This window comes from Amycolatopsis sp. NPDC023774 (genome assembly GCF_040639695.1).
Lineage (GTDB): Bacteria > Actinomycetota > Actinomycetes > Mycobacteriales > Pseudonocardiaceae > Amycolatopsis.
The window spans coordinates 828,400-851,070 of record NZ_JBFAAJ010000001.1 but is presented as its reverse complement, the minus strand read 5'-3'; the positions used below and the strand labels follow the sequence as shown (position 1 = coordinate 851,070).

Genomic DNA, 22,671 nt, shown 5'->3' with positions numbered 1-22,671 from the left:
CGCGACGGCACCTGGGTCGCCCGGACGACCGGCGCTCGCCAGGCAAGAACCCCTGCGGCATCGGCTCACCGACCCACCCCGGCAGCCTCCAGCTTGCAGGCCGCCAGGGTGCGCCACGCAGCTCGCCCACCGCGGACGTCGTGCGCATTCGGGACATCGCAGCACACCTCAGTCATCAGTTGATGTCATCACCTGATGACTTACCCTACTCCCGAGCCGCGGTGCGGCGGCTGTGATCTCCGTCAGCCGAAGCGGACCACCTCACTCGAGGCCAGCGAGGCGCCCGCGGTGGCCAGTTCGGCGGCAACCGCTGCGGAGGTCTCCGCAGCGGGAACGGAGCCGTCGTAGGTTGCGTGGGCGTCGGTGACCAAGGTGACCGGATGGCCGCGCCGGAGGGCCTCCAGGGTCGTCTCGCGAACGCAGAAGTCGCTCTGCATACCGGCGACGACGAGGTGCGCGCCGGCGGGCACGAGGGTGGACAGGGCAGTGCCGGCGAAGGAGTCGGGTGTGGTCTTGTCCACCACGTGTTCGCCCGGGAGGACGTCGTGGACCAGGGCCCAGCCCGGCGTTCCGGGCACGTCGGGATCGTCGCCGGCGCCGTTGTTGCGCACGTGCACCACCGGCGCGCCGGCGGCACGCGCGCGGGAAAGCACCGCCGCGATCGCCGGGGCGACGGTGGCCGCCGAGGGCACCGGTTCGGGCGGGCGGAGCATGTTGTTCTGGACGTCGATCAAGAGCAGCACGGGGACCATGCCGCCAGCATGGCACCCACCCCCGACAAAAAACGCCGACCACAACCACCGGCGATACCCGTCAGTCCGGCATCCCCTCGAAACCCAGCTCCGCGAGCAGCGCCGAGGTGTGCTCCCCCACGTCGGGAATCGGGTCGAACCGCGGTTCCCGACCCGCCACCGTCACGGGCGGAACCAAGGCCCGCAACGGCCCCATCGGCGAATCGACCGAGCCCCAGCGCCCGCGTTCGGCCAGCTGCGGGTGCGAGGCCAGCTGCGCGATGGTCCGCAGCCGGGCATTGGCGATCGATGCCGCGTCAAGGCGGGAGAGCACCGTCGCCGAGTCCAGCGGCGCGAAGGCCTCCTCGATCACGGCGCGCAGCTCGTCGCGGCGGGCCGAGCGCTCGTCGTTGGTGGCGAAGGAGTCCGCGACCTCCGCGCGCTCCAGCACGTCGACGCACAGCCGCCGCCACTCGCGGTCGTTCTGCACGGCGAGGAAGACCGTCTCGCCGTCACCGCACACATACGGGCCATACGGGGCGATGGCAGCGTGCGAAAGTCCCGTTCGCGCCGGCTGCGTGCCGCCGTAAACGGTGTAGTACAGCGGAAACCCGACCCACTCGGTGAGCGCGTCGAACAACGACACCTCAAACGCCTGCCCGCGACCGGTCCGTTCGCGCTCGTACAGCGCCGAAAGCACGCCGCTGTACGCGTACATCCCGCCGGCCAGATCCGCGACCGGGATGCCCGTCTTCGCCGGCTCCTCGGGCGAGCCGGTGAGCGCGGGCACGCCGGTTTCGCACTGCACCAACAGGTCATACGCCTTCTTGTCGCGGTACGGGCCGTCGGTGCCGTAGCCGGAGATGCCGCAGACGATCAGCCGCGGGTGACGCGCCAGCAGCGCCTCCGACCCGAGCCCGAGGCGCGAAGCCGCGCCCGGCGCGAGGTTCTGCACGAACACGTCCGCGCGCTCCAGCAACGCGTCGAGCACCCGCCGCTGCGCCGGCTGCTTGAGGTCCAGCGCGATCGACTCCTTGTTGCGGTTGAGCCACACGAAGTGGCTCGACAGCCCGCGCACGGTGGCGTCGTACGACCGCGCGAAATCCCCCGAACCCGGCCGCTCGACCTTGATCACCCGCGCGCCGAGGTCCGCGAGCTGCCGCGTCGCGAACGGAGCCGCCACGGCTTGCTCGAGGGAAACCACCGTGATTCCGGACAGGGGCAGCATCGAAATCCTTTCGCCGGCAACCGTCGCGCCAGGCTACCTGCGGGAGGCACATCAGCCGATCGGCCGGGTTTGTGACCCGATCGCCCGAGGCGGCCTACCTCGCACGCCGCGATGATGATCATCATGATGAAGCTCGTCCCCTTGCTGGCGGTCGCCGTCGCGCTGCCCGCGGTCGTCGCGGCGACGCCCGCGCACGCGGCACTCGCCTGGACTCCGTGCCGCACCCTGATCAAGGAGTGGGACCGGACCGACGCGCGCACCGAGTGTGCGAAGGTCTCCGTCCCGCTTGACTACGCCCACCCCGACGGCCGCCGCCTCGACCTGATGGTCAGCCGGCTGAAGGCGACGTCGCCGGAGAAGCGCCAGGGCGTGATCGTGGTGAACCCCGGCGGGCCGGGCAACTCCGGGCTCGACATGCCGCTCACCCTGAGCCACACGACGGTGGCGGGCATGGGCGTGGACCACGACATCGTGGGCTTCGACCCCCGCGGCGTCGGCTTCAGCGATGGTAAGGAATGCGACGTCGCTCCGGAGGACGGCCCGAACCCCGACCCGAGCGCGTCGCCCGCCGAGCAGTACCGGCAGGGCTACGAGCAGACGGCCAAGCAGAACACCCGCTGCACCGCGTACGACCCCCAGTTCATCGCGAGCCTGTCGACCGACGTCGTGGCCCGCGACCTCGACCAGATCCGGCTCGCGCTGGGTGAGGGGAAGATCGGCTTCTACGGGGTTTCGTGGGGCACCGCGCTCGGCGCCGTGTACCGCAGCCGCTACGACCAGCACGTCGACCGCATGCTGCTCGACTCCGTGATGCCGCCCGAATTCAGCCTCCGCACGATGAACAACGGCCAGGTCGACGCCGCCGAAGCCAATTTCTCCCGTTTCGCCGCCTGGCTCGCCGCGCGCGACGGCCAGTACCACCTCGGCACCGACGCGGCGAAGATCCGCGCGGACGTCACCGCCCTCGCCGCCGACCTCGACGCCCACCCTCGCCAGGTCACCGCCGAGGGCAAACCGCTGACGTTCAGCGGCGGCAACCTCCGCACCGTGCTGACCTACCAGCAGTCCCACTGGACCGCGATGGCCGACACCCTCACCGCCCTGCGCGACGGCAAGAACCCGCCGCTCGTCGGGAACGAGCCGGAGTTCACCGGCTTCGGCCTCGAGGACAGCCATTTCGCGGGCTTGCTCATGCAGGTTTCCGTGCTGTGCAACGACCAGGGCACCGACCCGAGCGAACCCGCGATGTGGCGCGAAGAGCAGCAGCGGCAGGCGGCGTCACCGCTGTTCCACGGCATGGCCGGCTACCAGCACTGGTGCGCGGGGTGGCCGCTGCCGAAGCAGCCGTGGCACCTGGCTCGCGGCACGAGCCCGCTGCAGCTGGTGGGCCACCGCACGGAGACGACCACTCCCGCGTCGTGGGCGCAGGACATGCGCCGCCACATCGGCGGCTCGCTCCTGACCGTCGACAACGGCGCGCACGGCTCCCTCGACCTCGTGGCGTGCGGGTCGAAGGCGGTGGAGTTCTTCAGCACCGGCCGGACCGCCACAGGCACCTGTCCTGGCGAGCCGACGGCCTCGTCCACATAGGACTTTGGCAGGGCCGGGCCCCGGTGCAGGGGCCCGGCCCGCGCCCGCCGCCGCAGAGGTGGGGGGGAGGGACCACAGCGGCGGGCTGTCCCTTACGTACCCGGCGGTGGCGCCCGTCAACCGTCCGGGTGATCACGATCTTCGGGGCCGCGAGTCTTGACGGCTCTGATCTCGGCCGGCCGTCATCACGACGCCGCCGGCCGCGCCCGCCGAACGTCGGGCGGTTCCGATCCCCGCGACACTCCGGCCGACAAGGATCGCCGAAGCGGCACACAGCGCCGAAGCCGGGGTTTGCCGCGGTCATCGTTCCGAAGCCGGATCTCCACGGCCGCGAGCCGGTCGTCAACCGTCGGGGTGGTCGCGATCGCGGCGGGTAGGTCGGGCGCGCGGTTCCCGGTCCCGTCCGGACGGATCGGGAGCCGCCGGGCGGGACCGGGAAACCGGGGGCCCCGGCCAGGCCGGGTCGGTGATGATCTTGCCGGGGCGGTTGCGGCGCCGGGCCGGTGGGGTCGGGCGCGGGGGTGCGGCGGCGGGCCAGTTCCGCGAGTCGGTGTCGCGGTTGCGGGGCTGCGGGAGCGCGAACGGTCGCGTCGGCGTCGAGCCCGGGCCACCGAGGTGCTGGGCGAGGGCGTTGGGCACCGGACGTTGCCGTGCGAGGGGGTAACGCGCCAGCGGGTCTGCCTCGCCGCGAGAACGCGTGGCCGGTTCCCCGCGGTGGCGGGCCCGGCCGCGCTGCGCGACGGCGGGCGGTTCGGGAGACAGCAGCCGCCGGGCCGAAGGCGCCGCGGCCGGCTGCCTGGTGCCACGTGGCAGGGCCGAGCGGCGGAGGTGCACCAGGGCGAGTGCCGCGAACACCGCGGCGACCGTCGCGAGGGGCCACCAGGCGTGCATGCGAGCTGCTCCCGTCGTGGAGGGTCCGCAGCAAGAGTGCCCGTTCCTTCCGCCGCCGAGCGGATGACCACACGCGTGGGTGTCACCCGGATCGGGGGCGCTCACTCATACACGACGTACGAGGGTTTCGGCGTGAGCGCGAGTACCTCGGACGGGGTCATCAGCGCGGCACCGTGGCGCGTGTCCTCCTCGAAGAACAGCTTGAAGCCGGCCAGCACGTGCGCGGGCTTGGCGGCCATGAGCGTGCGCCAGGTCGCCTTCTTCGCCGCCGCGCTGCCGATGCCGTCGACGACGTTCACGATCGACACCCCCGGGTGCGCGCGCAACGCGGCCTCGGCGCGGACGATCGAAGCCGCGACCTGGTGGTAGGCCATGATCTTGTCGGGCAGTCGACGGTCGTGGGCGAGCCGGGCGAGGTAAGTCGCGACGCCGTCGAGTTCCGCGCCCGTGGTCCGCCCGAACTTCTCCCCCGGCACCACGCCCGGCTCGACGGCCCACTCCGGGTCGAGCGCGACGCCGACGTCCGGCTCGGCCAGCCACCGCTCGTACGCCCGCACCTCGGGCAGGAAATCCGTGCGGCCGGGCTGGGTGTTGAGCAGCAACACGCCCTTGAGGGCCCTCGCTTCGACGAGGTACTCGGCGATCGTGCTGTCGGACGTGCGGGTGCGGTACATGCCGTCGGGCCCGGGCGTGCGGTGGACGGCCGTGGCGATGAGCTCGACGACGGGCGTCACCGCCTGCCGGTACGCCCCCGCTTGCCCGACGAGCTCACGCCCGCCGCCGCGAGATCACCGGTCATCTCGCCGAGGGCTTTCGCGTGCGGCGCACCGCAGAAGCCGACGAGCAGGCTCGTGGCCAGCGCGTTCGGCAGCGGAAGGGGCGGTGGCGACGGTGGTGGTTGCGAAGTGGAGGACAGTGGCGGAAGCGCCCCCGCCGGCACGCGTCGTGACACCGCCCCACGCGCGCTCACGACCATTCCCGCGAAAGCCGCCGTGAATACCGCTCGACGGGTGAATCTCGGCTCGTGACGCACGCATCCTCCAAGCCGGCAGTGGTGGGGAATTCTTTACCAGCGCCGGAAAAGTACCCGTGTGATCGACTTCCGAACCGGCGTCGAGGGACACGATTTCCCTTGATTCACAACGAATCGGCCGCTTTCCCGGTCACCGGAACACCTGCCCTCGGACAAACCTATTACAACAGCACTTATATAAGCCCTGTTACACTTGCCCGCATGCCCGAGTTCACCGATCCCACCGAACAGAGCCTCTGGCGTCCCATGCGCCTGCTGCTGAACGCGATGGATGACGACATCGGCCGCCTCTACACCGAGCGCGGCATCGAAGGCCTCAAACCGAGCTTCGTCATGGAGCTCCTGCGCCTGCACGCGCGCGGGCCGATGACGATCACCGAGCTGGCGGCGTCGGTCGAGCGGACGCACTCGGCGTTGAGCCAGAAGGTGGCCGCCATGCGCAAGGCCGGCCTGGTCACGACCACCACGGGCGACGACGCGCGCAGCAAGAAGGTGGTGCTCACACCCAAGGCCGAGGAGCTCGTCGGCCGGCTCGCGGCGGAGTGGCGCGCGTCGGAAGCGGCGCTGGCCGACCTCGAGGCCGAGATCCCGTACCCGTTGAGCAAGGTGGTCGCGGACGTCGAGAAAGCGTTGGCGAGCAAGAGCTTCCACGACCGCATCGCCGAGAAGCTCGAAGGCGACGAGGCCTGGAGATGAGGGCGCAGCTGCTCGACGTGACGCCGTTGCGCACTTCGCCGCAGTTCCGGCGGCTGTGGGTCGGGCGCACGTGCTCGGTGCTCGGCGCGCAGCTGACGCTCGTGGCCGTGCTGTTCCAGGTCTGGGAACGCACGGGCAGCACCGTGTGGACCGGCGCCGTCGGGCTCGCGCAGGCGTTGCCGATCGTCGTGTTCGGACTGTTCGCGGGCACGCTCGTGGACCGCGTCGACCGGCGGCGGTTCTACCTGGTGATGACGGTGGCGCAGGCCGCGTGCTCGGTGCTGCTGGTGGCGCAGAGCGCGGCCCCGGGGTTCCCGGTCGGGGGCGTGCTGGCGATCCTCGTGGTGCAGTCGTGTTTCGTCGCGGGCAGCGGGCCGGCGTCGCGCACGTTCATCCCCCGGTTGCTGCCGCGCGAACAGCTCGCCGCCGGGCTCGCGCTCAACCGGATCTCCTTCCAGGGCTGCCTGTTGCTCGGACCCGCGATCGGCGGCGTGCTCATCGGCTGGGTCGGCGTGACGGCCTGCTACGCCGTCGACGCCGTGACGTTCGGCTGTGCGTTCTACGGCGCCTTCGGCCTGCCGGCGCGCCTCCGCGCGCCCCGGCCTGCGCGGCATCGCCGACGGCCTCGCGTTCCTCGTCCGCACCCCCGTCGTGCGCGGTGCGCTCCTCACGGACCTCGCCGCGATGGTCCTGTCCATGCCGACGAGCCTCTTCCCGCTCGTCAACGCCGAACGCTTCGGCGGCAGTCCCCGCACCCTCGGCCTGTTCCTCACCGCGATCGCCGTCGGGGGCGTGGCGGCGTCCGTGTTCTCCGGCGTCTTCACCCGCCTGCCGCGACCGGGGATGGTGATGCTGGCGGGGTCGGCCGCCTGGGGTCTCTCGCTGACGTTGTTCGGCCTCACCACGGATCCGTGGCTGGGCCTGGGTTTCCTGACACTGGCGGGTGCGGCGGACACGGTGTCGGTGGTTTCGCGGAGCACCGTGGTGCAGCTGCACACGCCCGACGAGCTGCTCGGGCGGGTTGCCGCGGCGGAGCAGATCGTCGGACAGGCGGGGCCGGATCTCGGCAACGTGCGCGCGGGTTTGGTGGCGGCGCCGACGTCCGCCTTGGCGTCGCTCGTCAGCGGCGGGTTGCTGTGCGTGGCCGCGGTCGCGGCCGTCACCATGACGACGCCGAGCCTGCGGCGGTTCGCGCTGAAGTGACCGGGTCGGGCTTCGCGGACAGCCGGCAGCGGCGGCCCGCCGTGCGGCGCCGCCGTAGCCACGAGGACGCCGAGCCGGCGGCGGTTCGCACAGAAGTGTCTGGCTGCTCGCCGGTGTCGCCATGACCACGCCGAGCCTGCGTGGCGAAAATGACCCGGCCAAACCTCCGCAACCCCCGCGAGCGCCATGCCCGCGCGGACCTCTGCGTCGCGGCGGCCGTCATCGGTGGCCCACGCGCGCCGTCGCCGAGCTTGCGGCGTTCGCCGTTCGAGACTAGGCCAACCCCTTGCGCAGAGTCGAAATCCGGTCCACCGATGCCGTGAAGTCCGGGATCGCGCCGAGGTTCTTCGCGAGTGCGTCGGCCGCCGCGTCGCCTTGGTTGACGTCGCGGCCGGAGGCGAGGATGAGGTCGACGCCCGCCTTCGCGGCGAGCACCGCGCGGTTGCCGGTGTCGCCGTAATCCTGGAGGGCGCCGGCCTCGAGGGCGTCGGTGATGGTGACGCCGCCGAAGCCGTCGCGCCGGCGCAGTTCTTCCTGCACGACGGTCGGCGAGAGGCCCGCCGGGTGGCTCGCGTCGAGCGCCGGGTACACGGCCCACGACAGCATCACGAGCTTCGCGGCCGTCCCCGCGTACGGCGCTTCGTCCTTCGTACGCAGCTCGGGAAGCGGCACGTTCAACGTCACCGGCGCGACGTCGGTGTTGCTCCCCGCCGGCGCGGCCCCCAGCCCGGGGAAGTGCTTCGCCGTCGACGCGACGCCCGTGGCTTGCTCCGCGGCGACGAAGTCGCGTCCCAGAGTGCCCACCGTGGTGGCGTCGCTCGAGTACGAGCGGCCGTACTCGTCGATGAAGTTCCCGGCCTGACGGTAGACGTCGAGCACCGGCGAGAGGTTGACGTTCATCCCCACGCCCGTGAGGTTCTTCCCGGCGCCCGTGCCGGCCGCCTTCGCCGCCGCCTCCGGGTTCGCCGACTGCCCCACTTGCTTCTCCGACAGCGTCGGCTCGCCCGGCAGCCGCCGGACCTGCCCGCCTTCCTGGTCGGTCATCAACAGCAACGGCTCGCGCACCGGACTCTGCGCCGCCGCGTCGCGAAGCTGCTTCACCACGCCCGCGATCTGGCTGCTCGACGAGATGTTCTCGCCGAAGAAGATCACCCCACCCGCTTCACCCGCGCGAATCCTCTGCAGCAGCTGCTCCGGCGGCGTCAACCCGGCGTACGAGTAGATGACCCGCTGGCCCGCCAGCTGCCTCGGCGTGAGCTCCCGGGCGCCCGCCGCCCCCGGCACCGCCCCCACCGTCACCACCGCCACCGCGATGGCGGCCACCACCTGCACGATTCGCTTCATGGCACTCCCTCCAGCGCGCCCCACGGTAACGCCTGCGGGTGACGAGCGGAAACGCTCCGACCGAAGGGCGCGCGATGTCCGAAATCTACGAATGCCGCGGCCCGGCCGAATTCCCGATACGCGCGCCCACCGGACGAACGCGTCTACACCAATCCGGCAACCCTGAATCGGCCGAATGGAGCCACCGAAATCCCCCGCCCTCCCAAAGGGGGGCGTCCCACGTCCAGTCTATCGCCCACCCCCGACGAAAATCGCTCAGAAGCTCATCTGATGCTGGGTTATCCACAGCTCGGCCTGGGGTGCGTCTGACAATTCTTTCGTCCAAGTGGTGACGGCCTGCAGGACGACTGCTGATCGGTCGGCGAGGGCAAATTTGTCGTAGCGAGTTGCCAACGCCCGGTGTTCGAGCAGGCTGAACCGTCGTTCGACGACGTTGCGGCCGCGGCGAGCGACGTGCAGATGCCGCATCAGGTGCGGAAACATCGGCGCGTCCCCGGCTTGCCCCGGACCGATTAGAGCTACCAGTGGCCGCCCGTTCCCGTCGACGAGATGGTGCACTTTGGTGCTCCACCCGCCACGCGAGCGGCCTACGGCATGATCAAGCGGCTCGGCCAGCAGATCCGTGTAATCCAACCCAGCCTCCCGTGGAGCGGATGATGTTCGTGGCGTGCTGATGCGCCCGGGCGATCGTGGAATCCACCGATACCGACCAATCGATCAGGCCGGCCGCGTCCGCGGCGGTCAGCAACCGCTACAGCATGGCGTCCCAGGTTCCGTCGCCGGCCATCCGGCGCTGCCAGGTCCAGATCGTCTGCCACGGACCAAACACCGCCGGCACATCCCGCCACGCAATCCCGCACCGATACCGGTAAATGATCCCTTCCACCATCAACCGCGCACCCGAAAACGGTCGGCCTTGTTCGCCGGTACGAACCGGCAGCAGACCCTCGATCAACACCCACTGCTCGTCTGACAGCAACTGAAACCGCGACACACCAGGCAGCATCCGGCTCCGCCCTGCGGCCGAGACCACAACCCCACGGGGGACACCGGATCCCGCAGCGCTTGCTGCCGCACCACATGGGCCGGAGCAGTAGGACTACCGTGCCGCACGTGAGCTACTTCCTGACCCGCGTCCTCACCATGCTCGACCGGGGTGGCGACACCGTGCTCTTCCACCACGAAGGGCGCGCGACCACCTATGGCGCGGCAGCCGACACGCTCCGCCGGATCCACACCGGACTCAGCGGCACGACCGGCGTCGTGGCGATCGACTCGCCCAACCGGCCCGAAGTGATCCTCGCGCAGGTCGCCGCGCAGCTGCGGGGGCTCGAAGTCCTGCTCGTGGCAGCGTCAGCCAGCAAGCCGGCCCGGGAAGCAGCCCTCAAGCAGACCGGTGCCACCCGAATCGACCTCGACGAGCTCACCGCCGGCGAACCGTCCACTCCGGCCACCACACCAGACCGGGCGACGGCGATCTTCCCCACCGGCGGCACCACCGGCACACCCAAACTCATCCGTCACACCGGCATCTACGACGGCATGGCCCACATCTTCACCCCCGACGGCGAGCAAACCGTCCTCATCACCGCCCCGCTCACGCACATGACCGGGAACGCCGCGGCACTCGGAGCGCTGCTCAGCGGCAACAAAGTCGTCCTCCGCGCAAGCTTCGACGCCGAAGAGCTGCTCAACGACATCGAGACCCACCGAGTCACCAGCCTCTCCCTCACACCCCCCAGGCTGGCGAAGGTGCTCGACAGCCCGGCGCTGGCGAGCACCGACGTCTCCAGCCTGAAGTCCCTCTCCCTCGGCGCCGCCCCGCTTCCACCGAAAAGGCTCGCCCAGGCGCTCGCCGCCTTCGGCCCAAAAGTCGGCCAGGGTTACGGCCTCACCGAAGCACCGATGATCGCGAGCATCTCCGCGGAAGAACTCACCCAACACCACCGCCTCGGCTCCGTAGGACGAATCGTCCCGGGCATGGAGGCCCGCACGGAAAACGGCGAGATCCTCGTCCGCGGCCTGTCCATGATGGACGGCTACCACGGCGAACCCCCGATCGCCGACAACTGGCTCCCCACCGGCGACCTCGGCCACTTCGACGACGAAGGTTACCTCTACCTCCACGACCGCATCGCCGACGTGATCGTCACCGGCGAGCACGGCACCAAGGTCGCCTCCACCGCCATCGAGCACACGCTGCTCACCCACCCCGACGTCAAAGCCGCGGCCGTCTTCGCCGTACCCGGACCGAACGGCGAAGGGGAGCTGGTTCACGCCGTCGTCGTGGCACACCCGAACACGACAGAAACCCAACTCCGCAACCATGTCCGCGAAGAACTCGGCGGGGACCACTTCGTACCGTCCACCGTGGACCTCGTCGACGAACTGCCCCTCACCCCCGTGGGCAAAGTGGACAAAAGAAAACTGGCCGAACCCTTCTGGGCCGGCCATTCCCGCCACATCGCGTAAAAGGAAGAGCCGGGGTGTGCACCCCCCGTCGGTGCACACCCCGGCTCTTCGGCTATGGACTACTTCACTTATCGCCGAAGCGGATCGAGGCGACCTGCTTGTCGAAACCGATCTTGCCCAGGTCGGGCACGCTGGCCGTGATGACCATCGACTGGCCGGTGCAGTTCGGGCCCTTCCAGAGCTTCACCGGGCCACCGCTGAGCTGGATCGAGGAAACCTGCGTCGGCTGCGGGTTGGCGACACAGCCCGGGCCGGACACCCCAAAGGAACCGTTGGGCTCGGAGAAGTTGATGCCACTGTCCAGGATCGCGCTGCCGTTGCCGAGGGTCACGCCACCGGGAGGAGTCGTGGTGCTCGACGAGGGCGGGGTCGCGGTCGAGGAAGACGACGCGGGCGGGGCCGCCGGGCCACTGGAGGCGGGGGCGCCGCCCTTCGGCAGGACCTTGCCACCGGTCGGCGAGATGGCGAACCAGGTGCCGCCGACGCCTTCACCGTTGATGTCGCCGGCCTTCTTGTCGCCGGAGAAGCGGTAGAGCGCCCAGCCGCCAATGGTGACCTGGCGCGTGCCGTCGGCGCGGGTCAGGATGCCGATCTTGGCGGCGGGAACACCGTTGACGAAGATGCGCGAGCCAGGCTTCACGAGCACCGGCGGCCAGGTCTTGGCGCAGTCACCGTTGCAGTTGGACGTCGGCGGCTTCGGGCTGTCCTTGTCGAAGCGGTAGAGGGTCATGCCGGCACCGTCGTGGACGATCGGGTTCAGGCCACCGGCCGAACCGCGGGTCAGCTGCACCCACTTCATCGCCGCGTCGTCGGTTCGCGGGCCCTTGTAGTCGTCGCCCTGGCTCAGGTCGGCGCCGTTTTCCTTGGCGGTACCGGTCTTGTAATCGACGCCGGTCGTCGGGTCCGTGCCCTCCTGCGAGGCCTGCGCCTTGCCACCCTCCGGCGTGACGCCGAACCACGTGCCACCCACGCCCTGGCCCTTGGCCTGGCCCGGCTGCGAGTCGCCGCTGAACTTGTACACCGGCCAGTTGCCGATCGTGACCTGCAGAGTGCCGTCCTGGCGCTTGACGAAGCCGACGTCGTTCTTGTCGACACCGTTGAGGAACACCTTGCCGCCCGGCTTCACCGTGACCGCCGGCCAGGTCTTGGCGCAGTCACCGTTGCAGTTGGACGTCGGCGGCTTCGGGCTGTCCTTGTCGAAGCGGTAGAGCAAGAAGCCCTTTCCGTTCAGCACCACCGGGTTCAGGCCGGACGCGGAACCGGCGTCGAGCTCCACCCACTGCTCGGCGGCGTCGGTGTCGGCCGGGTCGGCGAAGTCACCGGTGTTCTGCGGCGCGCCGTTCTCCTGGGCCGTGCCGGTCAGGAAGTTGACCGATGAAGCCAGGTCGGCACCCCCGCCACCGACCGGCGCGGCACTCGGCGTGCCGGCGGTGGAACCGCACGCCGTCAGCGCCGCCACACCCGTCGCCACCAGGGCGGCGAGCATCGCAACTCGAGTACGCAACATTTCGGGTTTCTCCCTGTCAGAGCCGGCTGCCGGAGATGGCGAGCCTTCGATGACCGGTACACGGGTGTGGTCCCCGTGAGGGTTCACCGAAGTTTCGTGACGGCGGTCACAGCTGCCTGAAACGGGAACTCCCTGCCAGCACGGCAAAAAACGCGCTGCCCGTTCATCCAGTCCACACTGGACGAACGGGCAGCGCGCCCTTCGAAGAACCTACAGCGAGGCCGACACGAACTGGTGCCCGTCGGTGTTCTCCACGAGCACCGACGCGACGTTCGCCGGGTCGACGAGCGCCGAACCGTCGAGGTTCACGCCGTCGCTCGCGGCCTTGTCCGACACCAGCCAGTTGCCCGCGATCTCCCGGCTGCCGTCCTTGCCGACCACCACGAGCCGGCACTTCTGCCCCTCCGGGATGCCGGTGACGGACGCGTTGAGCCGCACCCAGCCGACCGCCGGGGTGACGGCGACGTTGAGCCGTGCCCCCGAGGCGGACTCCCCCGTCACGAAGCGGGTTCCCGGTGCCACAGTGGCCGGCGCGGACACCGGCGGCGCGGCGACGGCCGTTCCCGCTCCGCTGTCGCCCGACTTGCCGACGAGCACGCCCGCGCCCAGCGCCGCCGCGGCGACGACGACCGCCGCTGACGCGGCCAGGATCCGGCCCCGGCCGCGGGCACCCGCCGACTCCGACCTGATCTGCCGCAACGTGCGTTGCAGCAGCAGGTCCGCGTCGTCCGGCGGCCCGTCGAGCACCGCTTCGGGCGGCAACGCGCCCAGGAACTCCTGCATCTCACGCAATGACTCCACCTCCTCCCGGCACTCCGCGCAGGTCGTCAAGTGCTGCTCGACGTCCTGCTGGTCGGTTGTGCCCGCCTCGCCTGCCACGTAGGCCTCGAGGTCGAACCGGTCGCTGTGCGAAGTGTTCATCAGGCGGCCCCCACTCCCAGTCGCTGCGACCGGAACTGCTCGCGCAAAGCGCGCAACCCGTAGTACGAGCGCGATTTCACCGTGCCCGGTGGTATGCCCAGTTTCTCGGCGGTCTCACCGACCGTCCGCCCGTGCAGGTACACGTGTTCCAGCACTTCGCGGTGCTCGGCGCTCAGGTCGTCCAGCGCCGCGAGCACCACCATCGAGTCCACGACCTGGTCGGAGTGATCGCGCGCCACCGGCACGGTGGTGGGCGACTCCGCCACCTCCGTGGGCCGCACGGCGCGCGCCCGGATCTTGTCCGTGACCAAGTTCCGCACCACGGTCAGCAGCCAGCCACGCACCGAGCCCTTGCCGTTGACCAGGCTGTCGGGGTGTCGCCAAGCGCGCACCAGTGCCTCCTGCACGACGTCTTCCGCCGCCGCTCGATCACCGAGCAGCCTTGTGGCGTACGCCAGCATCGCCTTGCCGTGCTCCTCGAACAGCGAGCGCACGAGAGCCTCGTCGGCGACCTGCTGGCGATGACGGGTCCTCAACCCGGCCATCCGCTACCACCCTCCCGAGTCCCGCAAGGTGCGGGATCTCCTCACCTCCACGAGGGGCACACGGATGGCGAGCGGGGTTCAGTTCAGCGGATACCGAACCGTGACCGACGCCACTTTCCGGCTGTGGGGCGTCAGGCTGAGCAGTGCTTGCCGGAGTTCACGCAGTCGACAACCCTCGCCATCAGGGCGTCCGGCATCACGTCGATGAAGTCGGCATGGTCGGACACGGGGTTGTTGAGCTCCTCCGGGAACGAGTCGATCGCGTACTCCGCACCGGCCGGCACGGTGTAGGAGATCTCCAGGTGCAGGCGCGGAACGGCGAACGTGCCGGCCTGGCACGCGCCGTTCGGGGCGGGGAAGACCAGGTGCGACTTGTGGTTGGCGCTGTCGGTGGTGCGGCCGTTCCAGCAGCTCGGGAAGTCGAACAGCCGCACGACCTGCTGCCCGGCCGGGCAGCGCGGGTACTGGCGCCCGACGTGGTCGCGGCTGCCGGAGCAGGTCCACTGCACGTGGTCGGTGCCGACGCCGCCCTGCGTGTACCCGTGCGGGTTGCCGGTGTTGGCGCGCAGGAAGCGGGGCATGGGCACGACGTTGGTGACCGGGCTGCCCTGGTACTCGATCAGCACCGAGTCCGGCACGAGGATCCGCCCGAACACGGTCTGGCGCGCGTCGCCGCGGGGCAGGCGGAGCACGGGCCAGTAGTAGGTCGACTTGTCGCCGGCCTGGCAGGTGGTGCCGGCGGCGGCGAGGGAAGCGTCGGTGGAGAACGCGGTGGTGGAGTCGTTGCCGACGTAGTCGTGCAGGTGGTGCGCCCCGCCGGCCACACCGGGGCTGATCACGACGTTGTCGGAGTTGTGGCGCCCTTCTTCGTCGCGGCCGCAGTCGATGCGCCAGGCGCCGCTCGACCCGCCCGGCTGCACCGCGGGCGCCGGCGGCGCGACGGGCAGCGCCGAGACGTCGGCGAAGTAAGCGGGCGAGACGGTGTGCTCCTCCTCGTGCGCGCCGGCCGTGAGCGTGTTGTAGCCGACCACGCTCACCGGCACGGCGATCAGCACCAGGACGATGGTGAACACGATCCACCCGGGCGACCAGCGCCGCCGCGATTGCGAACCCACGTGGATCATTTTCACACTGTCAAGATCGGGACGTGCGCGGGGCCGTCAGTCCGGGACCACGACGCGCATCGGCAGCACGCGCTAGCGGTGGTGCTCCTCGTGCAGGTCACGTCGGCGGGCGTGCAGCAGCTGCGCGAGGGTGACGACACCGAGCACCTTTTCCGGGTCTTCGCGGTCCACCACCCGGGCGCGCGTGACGTGGCCGAGCGCGAGCTTGTTGGCGACCTCGCGCAACGTCTCGTCGGGGAACGCGGTGACGCGCGCGGGCGCGGCCGGCCCCGCCGTCATGACTTCGTGGACGAAGAACGTCTCCAGCGGGTCGGTCGTGTACTCGCGCGTGAGGTGCAGGCGCCGCCGCGCGATCTTCTCCGTGAGCACGGAACGCTTCAGCAGCAACACGGACAACGCGTACGCCGACACCGAGGCGACCACGAGCGGCAGCAGGTAGCTCCACGCGTGGGTGAGCTCGAGCGTGAAGACGATGCCGGTCAGCGGCGAGCGCATCGCGCCACCGACCACGGCGGCCAGCCCGCACGTCGCCCAGAACCCGGCCGCGACGTGCGGCAGCACCGCCCCCTCGGCCGCCCCCAGCGCGGCGCCGATCATGAACACCGGCGCCAGCACGCCGCCGGACGTGCCGGAGCCCAGTGAGAGGGCCCAGATCAGCGTCTTGACCACGAGGATGCCGACGATCAGCTGCGTGGTGGCCTGGCCGGTGAGCAGCTGGTCGATCACGTCGTAACCCACGCCCAGCGCGTGCGGCTCGATCAGGCCGCCCGCGCCGATGATCAGGCCACCGATCGCGGGCCACCACATCCAGTGCACAGGCACGCGTGCGAACAGGTCCTCGGCGAAGTAGACGAGTGCCGTCGCGCCGATGGCCAGGAGGCCGCCCGTGACGCCGGGGATCAGCGCCAGCCCGTCGGCCAGCGGTCCAGTGCTCTGGGGCGCCTGCACACCGAACACCGGTCCGGTACCGAGCAGGTAGCCCCTCAGTACGGTGCTGACCGCGACGGCCGCCGCCACCGGCACGAGGCTGCGCGGGCGCCACTCGAACAGCAGCAGCTCCACTGCCAGCAGGATCGAGGCGAGCGGCGCGTTGAACGTCGCCGCCATGCCCCCCGCGGAGCCCGCGACCAGCAACGTCTTGCGCTCATCCGCACTGAGTTTCAGCAGCTGCGCGAGGATCGACCCGACGGCGCCGCCGGTCATGATGATCGGCCCCTCGGCCCCGAACGGTCCCCCCGTCCCGATGCTCACCGCCGCCGACACCGGCTTGAGCACCGCCACCCGCGGCGCCACACGGCTCTCGCCCGTCAGGATGGCTTCGATCGCCTCGGGCATGCCGTGGCCGCGGATCTTCTCGGAGCCGTACCGCGCCATCACCCCGATCACCAGCCCCCCGACGACCGGCGCGATCAACACGAGCCACCACGGGTGGTGCACCGCACCCGGCGCGACCAGGTCCGTGGAGACGCGCTGGTAGAAGACGAGATTGGTGATCAAGCCGATCAGCTTCAGCAACGCGAACGCCGCCACCGCGCTCGCCGCCCCCACGAACAGCGCGAACGCCGTGATCAGCAACATCCGCGGCCGCACACTGAAGTCCCCCAGGTGCGCCGCCCGCCCCGGCGCGCTCACAGCCGCCCCGGCCCGGCCGACGGCACCAGCGGCGCCTTCTCCGCCGCCGCCAGCAAGTCCTCGACGGCTGCCGCTGCTTGTTTTCTCTGGGCTGGTCCCAACTGCCCCCACAACTCCCCGAGCGCCTCATGCCTGCGCGCGAGTACGTCATCCACCACAGCCTGCCCGGCCTTCGTGACCTCGACGGTGACGACGGTGCGCCGGTGCTCGTCCTCCCCACGCCGCACATAGCCGTGCGCCTCGAGCTTGTCCGCCAACCGCGTCACCGACGACGCGTTCACGCCCATCGCCGCCGCCAGCCGCGAACACGGCACACGCCCCACACTCGCCAACACGACCAACAACCGCACCTGCGGAAACGTCACCCCCCGTGGTGCGGCGTGCGCACTGTCCCACGCCACCGCCACGAGCACCCGCGTCAGCCGCTCCAGACGTTCGAGATCGGAGTCTTGCATAGGGCAAAACTTGCTATAGGCAAGGTCTCAGGGTCAAGAGCGTCCGGGGGTGGCTCCTGTCACCCACCCGAACACACCAGGTGAACGACCTGCCCGACCCCCGAGATCTCGCGCCGCCGCCCGCTGGCCCTGAACCCGACGCGCCGATACAAGGCGAGCGCCCGCTCATTGGCCGCGCCGGTCCACAACTGCAGCCGGACATACCCCAGCCCCGCAGCACGCTCTTTCAGCGCACCCAGCAACGCCGCACCGACGCCGGTCCCCCAGCGCTGCGGCCGCACGAACACCATCGAGACGTGACACAACTCCGGCACGACCGGCCCCGCGCCGTCCGCCGCCCGCCCCACCTCCGCCAACACCATGCCCACGACCCGCCCACCCTCCACCGCCACGAGCACCAGCGCTTCGGGATCCGCCAACTTCTCCCGCACCCGCTCCGCCCGCTCGCGCCCGGGCACCTTGCCGCGCGCAACATTGGCCGCACGCCAACACTCCCGCGCTTCTTCAAGCTCAGCGAACGTCAGTGCGACGCGAACTTCGACCATGGCTTCATCGGCTCCACGTTCCATCGGCACCTCCCCGCAACCGAACACATCCCGCCGCTGCTCATCACACAACCCCGGCGTGGAGGCGCGTGGCCGTGGTGCCAGGTGGGGTTTCTGCGCGCTGGCGGGTCGGTGGTGGCGCGCGGATGAAGGTCGGCGACCGGGGCGCGGCCGGCGGCTGACGGGCCAGCGGTGCTCGTGCAGGTGACGGCGACCCGGGTGTGGCCGATGGCTGACGAGCCAGCGGTCACGCCTCGATGAGGTCGGCTGCCGGGTACCGCCGACAGCCGACGAACCGGCAGTGGCGCGCAGAGGAAACCGGCGACCGAGGCGCGGCCGCCACCAGCCGGGTCGTTGATGGGCGGCCAACGCCAGGCGTCGTGACGCATCGAAGCGATCGAGGCACCGAGAACCCGCCAGCCGCCAACCTCACCCCACCCAACCGGCGCGGCCCTTGCCCCTCAACCACCACCCGGCCACGCAACTCACCCCCACTCACCCTTCCCCTGGCCGGCCCCCGATGTGGGCGCAATGGTGTGCGCAGCGCGCCGAGCCACCCCTAAACTCGGAGACCGGCGACGCGGAGGTGAGCCCGGTGGAGAACCACCCCTTCCGGGGCAACCCCGGAACGCACCACATCACCCACCCACAGCGCCCCACGCGAGGGCGGCACGCTGCGCGTACAAGACCGCGCGGATGAACGGAGAAAGAGTCACCCCCGCGCCGCCGGCCATTCCCGTCGACTCGACCGCGCCACTCGGCCCCCAAGAACCATCCCCCCTCGACCCCCTCCCCCCGATCTGGCGCTGGCAAGTCCCCCGCTGGCCCACCTCCGAATCCTGCGCCGCCGCCCTGAACCTGACCCCCGGTGAGCTCTCCTGGTTCGCCGACGCCCGCCACTGGAACGACCGCGCCAACCACACCCTCCGTCACTACCACCACCACTGGATCCCCACCGCCACCGGCGGTCTCCGCCTCATCGAACGCCCCAAACCCCGCCTCGCGGAACTGCAACGACGCATCCGCAGGCACGTCCTCACCGCCCTCCCGGTCCACGACGCCGCCCACGGCTTCCACCCCGGCCGCTCCATCCTCACGTGCGCGAAACCCCATGCGGGCCAGGAAAAAGTCATCCGCATGGACCTCGAACACTTCTTCCCCACGATCTCCGCGCGCCGGATCCGCTCACTGCTCGAACTCGCCGGCTATCCACCCGCCGTCGCCCAGGCGCTGGCCGGAATACTCACCGCGACCACGCCACCGGACGTCCTCAAGAACGCGCCCAGAAATGTCCGCGACCGACTCAAAAAGCCGCACCTGCCCCAAGGCGCGCCCTCATCCCCGGCCGTCGCGAACGCCGTCACCAACCGCCTCGACCGCAGGCTCTCTGGCCTGGCACAGAAACTCGGCGCGAACTACACCCGCTACGCCGACGACCTCGCCTTCTCCGGCGAAGCCACCCTCCCTCTCCACCGCCTCTTCCCCGGCGTCCGCCGGATCGTCGACGACGAAGGCTTCCGCCTGCGCGACGACAAGACCACCGTCGCCGCCAAGCACCAACGCCAGCGCGTGGCCGGCCTCGTCGTCAACACCAAACCCGCGGCCCAGCGCACCCAGTACGACGACCTCCGCGCCACTCTCCACAACTGCGCGACAACCGGCCCCCAAGCGCAGAACCACGCCGGCCACCCCGATTTCCAGGCGCACTTGCGAGGCCGCATCGCCTGGATCTCCGCGACGAGCGCGCACCGAGGTGCCAAGCTGAAAGAGCTCTTCGACCGAATCGATTGGAGCTGATTGTGGAAACCAACGTGTTCGACGTCCTCGCCGCCCTGGAGCGGCTACCCGACACGGCCGACACGATGCTGGTGGACGAGTACTTCGTGGACAAGCCCACGGCCAGCGCGCGGATCTTCCGCATCTACCGCGAATTGCCGCTGCACTACCACACGGAATGCGACGAGCACCTCTACGTACTCAGCGGCCGCGGCACGTTCCACCTCGACGGTGAAGAGTTCGAAGCCCGCCCGGGCCTGCTGCTGCACTTCGAAAAGACCAAGGTCCACGGCTTCCCGCGGATCAGTGAGCACCCGCTCGTGGTGCTGTCGGTCGACGTGCCGAGGCGGCGCCCCGACGACGTGGTCTTCGTGGACCCGTCACAGGGCGACGCCGGCACGTTCATGGCGCGGAACGCGCCGGAACCACCGCGCTAGGCAGCCGTCACGCCACCAGCGGGCAGAGTGTCCGCTCGAGCTCGGCCCACGAGCCGACCGGCGCCGCACCGGGGTCGACGTCGCGCGCCTGGATGTCGCCGGCGCGCTGCGCCAGGTCGTACCGGTTCTCGCGCCACGCGTAGGCCAGCAGATCGTCGTACTGCGCGCGGGGCAGCCAGCCCTGCTCGCGGCCGACTTCGAGCCGCATCAGGTGGAGCACGAGCTCGACGCTGCCCGGGTCCAGACCACGCAGCCGTCGCGCGAACCCCTGTGCCGCGTCGAGGTTGCCCGCCTGGAACGCCGTGTAGGCCAGGAAAAGCGCCGTCGCGGCCATCACGTCGGAACGGTGCAGGCCACCTTCGGCCGCGAGGTGCTCGGCGATCCGGAAGCTGCGGCCTCCCTCACCGAAACCCCCGTCGGACTCCACCGCTTCGGCCAGCGCACGCTGCTGGCGCGTGAGGTAGTCGTCCGCCAAAGCCACCCTGTTGGCATTCATCATCGAAACCCTCCCCTCAGCCGAGCTTTCACCCCGGCTGCTCCCTCTGCACAAGATGTTACGGCGGAGTGGCAGATACATCGAATGCCCCAACGCCTTCCCCCGTTAGAAGATTGGGGAGTCACGAAGTGTGCTCAGAGGTCGGTGAATTGGGCCCTCCGACCGCCCGGATGGGGTAACTTCGGGCAAGATCAACGCGGTCGAGTGCGCCATCTCGGACGAAACGTCCACTGCCGCCGATGTGGTCATCTCGCTGGTCAGTTGCAGGACCGGTCCTCTTCGGAGCGCACAGATGGTTCGCAGGGGCAACGAAAATTCCCCACCCGGCCCGGAGTCCTCCGTGGACTCGCCCGGCTACCGTAACGGTGATGACGACCACGGTGTTCCGCGGCGGCCGCGTCTTCACCGCCGACGCCGCGGGTACGAGCTGCTCGGCCGTCGCCGTGTCCGGCGGGCGGATCGTCGCCGTCGGCGGCGACCGCACGGTGGAGCCGTTCCTGCGCGAAGCCGACGACGTCGTCGACCTCGCCGGCGGGCTGCTGCTGCCGGGATTCGGCGACGCCCATGTGCACCCCGTGCTCGGCGGGCTCGAACGGATCCGCTGCGACCTTTCGGGCGTAGGAACCGCCGACGAGTACGCCCGCATCATCGGCGAATACGCCCGCGCGCACCCCGACCGAGACTGGATCCTCGGTGGCGGCTGGGCCATGGAGGCGTTCCCGGGCGGACGCCCCCACCGCGCCGCGCTCGACGCCGTCGTCGGCGATCGCCCGGTGTTGCTCCCCAACCGCGACCACCACTCCAGTTGGGTCAGCACGGCCGCGCTGACCCGAGCCGGGATCGGCCGCGACACTCCCGACCCGGCCGACGGCCGCATCGACCGCGATCCCGACGGCGAGCCCACCGGGCTCCTCCACGAAGGCGCCGCCGACCTCGTCGCGCGCGTGACACCGGCGGACACGCAGGAAGACCTCGACGCCGCGCTCGCCGAAGCCCAGCGATACCTGCACTCCTGCGGCGTCACGAACTGGCAGGACGCCTGGGTGGCCAGGCCGGGCGACGGGCCGAACGTCCACGAGTCCTACCAGCGTGCCGACGCCGCCGGCCGGCTGACCGCGAAGGTCACCGGCGCGTTGTGGTGGGACCGCTCGTGCCCGCCCGAAGCCGTCGCGGACCACGTCGCGCACCTCGCCGAGATCCGCGCGGCGACGGCCGCGCGATGCCGCAACTACCGCACACCGTCGGTGAAGGTGATGCAGGACGGCGTGGTCGAGACGTTCACGGCCGCGATGCTCGAGCCCTACCTCGATCGCCACGGCCACCCGACCGGCGACCACGGCCTGGGTTTCCTCGACCCCACCCTGCTCCGCACGGTAACCACCGCCCTCGACACCGCCGGCTTCCAGGTGCACTTCCACGCAATCGGCGACCGCGCGGTCCGTGACGTTCTCGACGCGCTCGAAGCGGCCATCGCCGAGAACGGCACTTCCGACCGACGACACCACCTCGCCCACCTGCAGGTGGTGCACCCCTCCGACGTCCCGCGCTTCCACCGGCTCGGCGCCACGGCCAACCTGCAGGCACTGTGGGCCGCACACGAACCGCAGATGGACGAGCTCACGCTGCCCTTCCTCGGTTATCCCCGCGCCGCGTGGCAGTACCCGTTCGGCGACCTCCTGCACACCGGCGCCGCGCTCGCGATGGGCAGCGACTGGCCGGTCAGCAGCCCTGACCCGCTGGCCGCGATCCACGTCGCCGTGAACCGCGTCCTGCCCGGCGCGACCACTCCGCCGCTGGGTCCGGAACAAGCGTTACCGCTGGCGACCTCGTTGCGCGCCTACACCGCGGGCAGCGCCGCGGTGAACCACCTCGACGACATCACGGGCTCGCTCACCGTCGGAAAGGCGGCCGACCTGGTAGTTCTCGACCGCGACCCGTTCGACGGCCCGCGCCGGGAGATCGGCGCGACGCGGGTGGTGCGGACGTACGTGGACGGGACCGAGGTTTACCGGACCTAGAGCCGCGCAGCCGGAGCTGTCGTTCTA

At 70.5% G+C, this 22,671-nt stretch carries 23 protein-coding genes and 1 pseudogene; 8 read left to right on the top strand and 16 right to left on the bottom strand.

The features are described 5' to 3' along the window. Window positions 1–242: 242 nt before the first annotated feature. Together AB0F91_RS04245 and AB0F91_RS04240 are read right to left on the bottom strand one after the other, a co-directional pair. Window positions 243–752 (bottom strand): isochorismatase family protein, encoded by a 510-nt coding sequence (locus AB0F91_RS04245; protein ID WP_360594587.1) that lies wholly within the window; start codon window positions 750–752, stop codon window positions 243–245. Window positions 753–813: 61 nt separating this feature from the next. Continuing rightward, window positions 814–1,959: a CaiB/BaiF CoA-transferase family protein gene (locus tag AB0F91_RS04240; protein WP_360594585.1), complete on the bottom strand. Its 1,146-nt coding sequence runs from the start codon at window positions 1,957–1,959 to the stop codon at window positions 814–816. Window positions 1,960–2,082: 123 nt separating this feature from the next. Between AB0F91_RS04240 and AB0F91_RS04235 the strand changes: the two genes are divergently transcribed. Next, on the top strand, window positions 2,083–3,549 hold the full coding sequence (locus AB0F91_RS04235; protein ID WP_360594583.1) for an alpha/beta fold hydrolase: 1,467 nt from the start codon (window positions 2,083–2,085) through the stop codon (window positions 3,547–3,549). A 342-nt stretch (window positions 3,550–3,891) separates the two neighbouring features. Here AB0F91_RS04235 and AB0F91_RS04230 read toward each other — a convergent pair whose 3' ends face one another. The 3 genes from AB0F91_RS04230 to AB0F91_RS04220 form a co-directional block, all read right to left on the bottom strand. Further along, entirely contained in the window at window positions 3,892–4,440 is a 549-nt protein-coding gene (locus tag AB0F91_RS04230; protein ID WP_360594582.1) for a hypothetical protein, read from the bottom strand. A 101-nt stretch (window positions 4,441–4,541) separates the two neighbouring features. After that, window positions 4,542–5,174: a hypothetical protein gene (locus AB0F91_RS04225; RefSeq protein WP_360594580.1), complete on the bottom strand. Its 633-nt coding sequence runs from the start codon at window positions 5,172–5,174 to the stop codon at window positions 4,542–4,544. Next, window positions 5,171–5,410: a hypothetical protein gene (locus AB0F91_RS04220; RefSeq protein WP_360594578.1), complete on the bottom strand. Its 240-nt coding sequence runs from the start codon at window positions 5,408–5,410 to the stop codon at window positions 5,171–5,173. The genes AB0F91_RS04225 and AB0F91_RS04220 overlap by 4 nt, the downstream gene beginning before the upstream one ends. A 264-nt stretch (window positions 5,411–5,674) precedes the next feature. Between AB0F91_RS04220 and AB0F91_RS04215 the strand changes: the two genes are divergently transcribed. The 3 genes and pseudogenes from AB0F91_RS04215 to AB0F91_RS04205 all read left to right on the top strand — a co-directional run bounded on the left by AB0F91_RS04215 (window position 5,675) and on the right by AB0F91_RS04205 (window position 7,372). Next, on the top strand, window positions 5,675–6,169 hold the full coding sequence (locus tag AB0F91_RS04215) for a MarR family transcriptional regulator (RefSeq protein ID WP_360594576.1): 495 nt from the start codon (window positions 5,675–5,677) through the stop codon (window positions 6,167–6,169). Further along, window positions 6,166–6,741 (top strand): annotated as a pseudogene (locus AB0F91_RS04210) (MFS transporter); the annotation flags it as partial. The gene AB0F91_RS04215 and the pseudogene AB0F91_RS04210, both read left to right, overlap by 4 nt. Next, on the top strand, window positions 6,722–7,372 hold the full coding sequence (locus AB0F91_RS04205; protein WP_360594574.1) for an MFS transporter: 651 nt from the start codon (window positions 6,722–6,724) through the stop codon (window positions 7,370–7,372). The pseudogene AB0F91_RS04210 and the gene AB0F91_RS04205, both read left to right, overlap by 20 nt. Window positions 7,373–7,645: 273 nt before the next feature. Here the strand turns inward: AB0F91_RS04205 and AB0F91_RS04200 are convergent, their stop codons facing one another. The 3 genes from AB0F91_RS04200 to AB0F91_RS04190 form a co-directional block, all read right to left on the bottom strand. Then, window positions 7,646–8,716 carry a glycoside hydrolase family 3 N-terminal domain-containing protein gene (locus AB0F91_RS04200; protein ID WP_360594573.1) on the bottom strand — a complete coding sequence of 357 codons (1,071 nt, stop codon included), beginning with the start codon at window positions 8,714–8,716 and terminating at the stop codon, window positions 7,646–7,648. 255 nt (window positions 8,717–8,971) lie between these two features. Next, window positions 8,972–9,349 (bottom strand): hypothetical protein, encoded by a 378-nt coding sequence (locus AB0F91_RS04195; RefSeq protein ID WP_360594572.1) that lies wholly within the window; start codon window positions 9,347–9,349, stop codon window positions 8,972–8,974. Between the two features lie 118 nt (window positions 9,350–9,467). Beyond that, window positions 9,468–9,722 (bottom strand): transposase, encoded by a 255-nt coding sequence (locus AB0F91_RS04190; protein WP_360594570.1) that lies wholly within the window; start codon window positions 9,720–9,722, stop codon window positions 9,468–9,470. A 107-nt stretch (window positions 9,723–9,829) separates the two neighbouring features. Between AB0F91_RS04190 and AB0F91_RS04185 the strand changes: the two genes are divergently transcribed. Then, entirely contained in the window at window positions 9,830–11,188 is a 1,359-nt protein-coding gene (locus tag AB0F91_RS04185; RefSeq protein WP_360594569.1) for an AMP-binding protein, read from the top strand. A 64-nt stretch (window positions 11,189–11,252) separates the two neighbouring features. Here AB0F91_RS04185 and AB0F91_RS04180 read toward each other — a convergent pair whose 3' ends face one another. The 7 genes from AB0F91_RS04180 to AB0F91_RS04150 all read right to left on the bottom strand — a co-directional run bounded on the left by AB0F91_RS04180 (window position 11,253) and on the right by AB0F91_RS04150 (window position 17,941). Then, a complete protein-coding gene (locus AB0F91_RS04180; RefSeq protein WP_360594567.1) occupies window positions 11,253–12,695 on the bottom strand; it encodes a hypothetical protein in 1,443 nt (480 codons plus the stop codon). A 210-nt stretch (window positions 12,696–12,905) separates the two neighbouring features. Continuing rightward, window positions 12,906–13,616: a zf-HC2 domain-containing protein gene (locus AB0F91_RS04175; protein ID WP_360594565.1), complete on the bottom strand. Its 711-nt coding sequence runs from the start codon at window positions 13,614–13,616 to the stop codon at window positions 12,906–12,908. Then, complete coding sequence (locus tag AB0F91_RS04170; RefSeq protein WP_360594563.1) at window positions 13,616–14,161, bottom strand: sigma-70 family RNA polymerase sigma factor; 546 nt, start codon at window positions 14,159–14,161, stop codon at window positions 13,616–13,618. Before AB0F91_RS04170 ends, AB0F91_RS04175 begins: the two co-directional genes overlap by 1 nt. 131 nt (window positions 14,162–14,292) lie before the next feature. Further along, entirely contained in the window at window positions 14,293–15,276 is a 984-nt protein-coding gene (locus AB0F91_RS04165) for a DUF1996 domain-containing protein (RefSeq protein WP_360594561.1), read from the bottom strand. Window positions 15,277–15,357: 81 nt separating this feature from the next. Further along, window positions 15,358–16,863, bottom strand: coding sequence for a chloride channel protein (locus AB0F91_RS04160; protein ID WP_360594559.1), 1,506 nt, complete (start codon window positions 16,861–16,863; stop codon window positions 15,358–15,360). Between the two features lie 50 nt (window positions 16,864–16,913). Beyond that, window positions 16,914–17,372: a MarR family transcriptional regulator gene (locus tag AB0F91_RS04155; protein ID WP_360594557.1), complete on the bottom strand. Its 459-nt coding sequence runs from the start codon at window positions 17,370–17,372 to the stop codon at window positions 16,914–16,916. A gap of 59 nt (window positions 17,373–17,431) precedes the next feature. Further along, window positions 17,432–17,941 (bottom strand): GNAT family N-acetyltransferase, encoded by a 510-nt coding sequence (locus AB0F91_RS04150; protein ID WP_360594555.1) that lies wholly within the window; start codon window positions 17,939–17,941, stop codon window positions 17,432–17,434. A 672-nt stretch (window positions 17,942–18,613) separates the two neighbouring features. On the opposite strand from AB0F91_RS04150, the gene AB0F91_RS04145 reads away from it, so the two are divergent. Beyond that, on the top strand, window positions 18,614–19,714 hold the full coding sequence (locus tag AB0F91_RS04145; protein ID WP_360594554.1) for a reverse transcriptase family protein: 1,101 nt from the start codon (window positions 18,614–18,616) through the stop codon (window positions 19,712–19,714). Window positions 19,715–19,716: 2 nt separating this feature from the next. After that, window positions 19,717–20,130, top strand: a complete 414-nt coding sequence (locus AB0F91_RS04140; RefSeq protein ID WP_360594552.1) for a cupin domain-containing protein — start codon at window positions 19,717–19,719, stop codon at window positions 20,128–20,130. Between the two features lie 7 nt (window positions 20,131–20,137). On the opposite strand, the gene AB0F91_RS04135 is transcribed toward AB0F91_RS04140, so the two are convergent. Beyond that, window positions 20,138–20,629: a hypothetical protein gene (locus AB0F91_RS04135; RefSeq protein WP_360594551.1), complete on the bottom strand. Its 492-nt coding sequence runs from the start codon at window positions 20,627–20,629 to the stop codon at window positions 20,138–20,140. A gap of 365 nt (window positions 20,630–20,994) precedes the next feature. On the opposite strand from AB0F91_RS04135, the gene AB0F91_RS04130 reads away from it, so the two are divergent. Further along, entirely contained in the window at window positions 20,995–22,644 is a 1,650-nt protein-coding gene (locus AB0F91_RS04130; protein ID WP_360594549.1) for an amidohydrolase, read from the top strand. The last annotated feature ends 27 nt before the right edge of the window (window positions 22,645–22,671 follow it).

What these genes read in the sequence shown, in the direction of transcription:
- AB0F91_RS04180 (WP_360594567.1), bottom strand. Translation starts at nt 12,695, where the DNA reads ATGTTGCGTACTCGAGTTGCGATGCTCGCCGCCCTGGTGGCGACGGGT.
- AB0F91_RS04215 (WP_360594576.1), top strand. Translation starts at nt 5,675, where the DNA reads ATGCCCGAGTTCACCGATCCCACCGAACAGAGCCTCTGGCGTCCCATG.
- AB0F91_RS04175 (WP_360594565.1), bottom strand. Translation starts at nt 13,616, where the DNA reads ATGAACACTTCGCACAGCGACCGGTTCGACCTCGAGGCCTACGTGGCA.
- AB0F91_RS04155 (WP_360594557.1), bottom strand. Translation starts at nt 17,372, where the DNA reads ATGCAAGACTCCGATCTCGAACGTCTGGAGCGGCTGACGCGGGTGCTC.
- AB0F91_RS04145 (WP_360594554.1), top strand. Translation starts at nt 18,614, where the DNA reads ATGAACGGAGAAAGAGTCACCCCCGCGCCGCCGGCCATTCCCGTCGAC.
- AB0F91_RS04240 (WP_360594585.1), bottom strand. Translation starts at nt 1,959, where the DNA reads ATGCTGCCCCTGTCCGGAATCACGGTGGTTTCCCTCGAGCAAGCCGTG.
- AB0F91_RS04160 (WP_360594559.1), bottom strand. Translation starts at nt 16,863, where the DNA reads ATGTTGCTGATCACGGCGTTCGCGCTGTTCGTGGGGGCGGCGAGCGCG.
- AB0F91_RS04130 (WP_360594549.1), top strand. Translation starts at nt 20,995, where the DNA reads ATGACGACCACGGTGTTCCGCGGCGGCCGCGTCTTCACCGCCGACGCC.
- AB0F91_RS04245 (WP_360594587.1), bottom strand. Translation starts at nt 752, where the DNA reads ATGGTCCCCGTGCTGCTCTTGATCGACGTCCAGAACAACATGCTCCGC.
- AB0F91_RS04170 (WP_360594563.1), bottom strand. Translation starts at nt 14,161, where the DNA reads ATGGCCGGGTTGAGGACCCGTCATCGCCAGCAGGTCGCCGACGAGGCT.
- AB0F91_RS04135 (WP_360594551.1), bottom strand. Translation starts at nt 20,629, where the DNA reads ATGATGAATGCCAACAGGGTGGCTTTGGCGGACGACTACCTCACGCGC.
- AB0F91_RS04150 (WP_360594555.1), bottom strand. Translation starts at nt 17,941, where the DNA reads ATGGAACGTGGAGCCGATGAAGCCATGGTCGAAGTTCGCGTCGCACTG.
- AB0F91_RS04200 (WP_360594573.1), bottom strand. Translation starts at nt 8,716, where the DNA reads ATGAAGCGAATCGTGCAGGTGGTGGCCGCCATCGCGGTGGCGGTGGTG.
- AB0F91_RS04190 (WP_360594570.1), bottom strand. Translation starts at nt 9,722, where the DNA reads ATGCTGCCTGGTGTGTCGCGGTTTCAGTTGCTGTCAGACGAGCAGTGG.
- AB0F91_RS04230 (WP_360594582.1), bottom strand. Translation starts at nt 4,440, where the DNA reads ATGCACGCCTGGTGGCCCCTCGCGACGGTCGCCGCGGTGTTCGCGGCA.
- AB0F91_RS04235 (WP_360594583.1), top strand. Translation starts at nt 2,083, where the DNA reads ATGATGAAGCTCGTCCCCTTGCTGGCGGTCGCCGTCGCGCTGCCCGCG.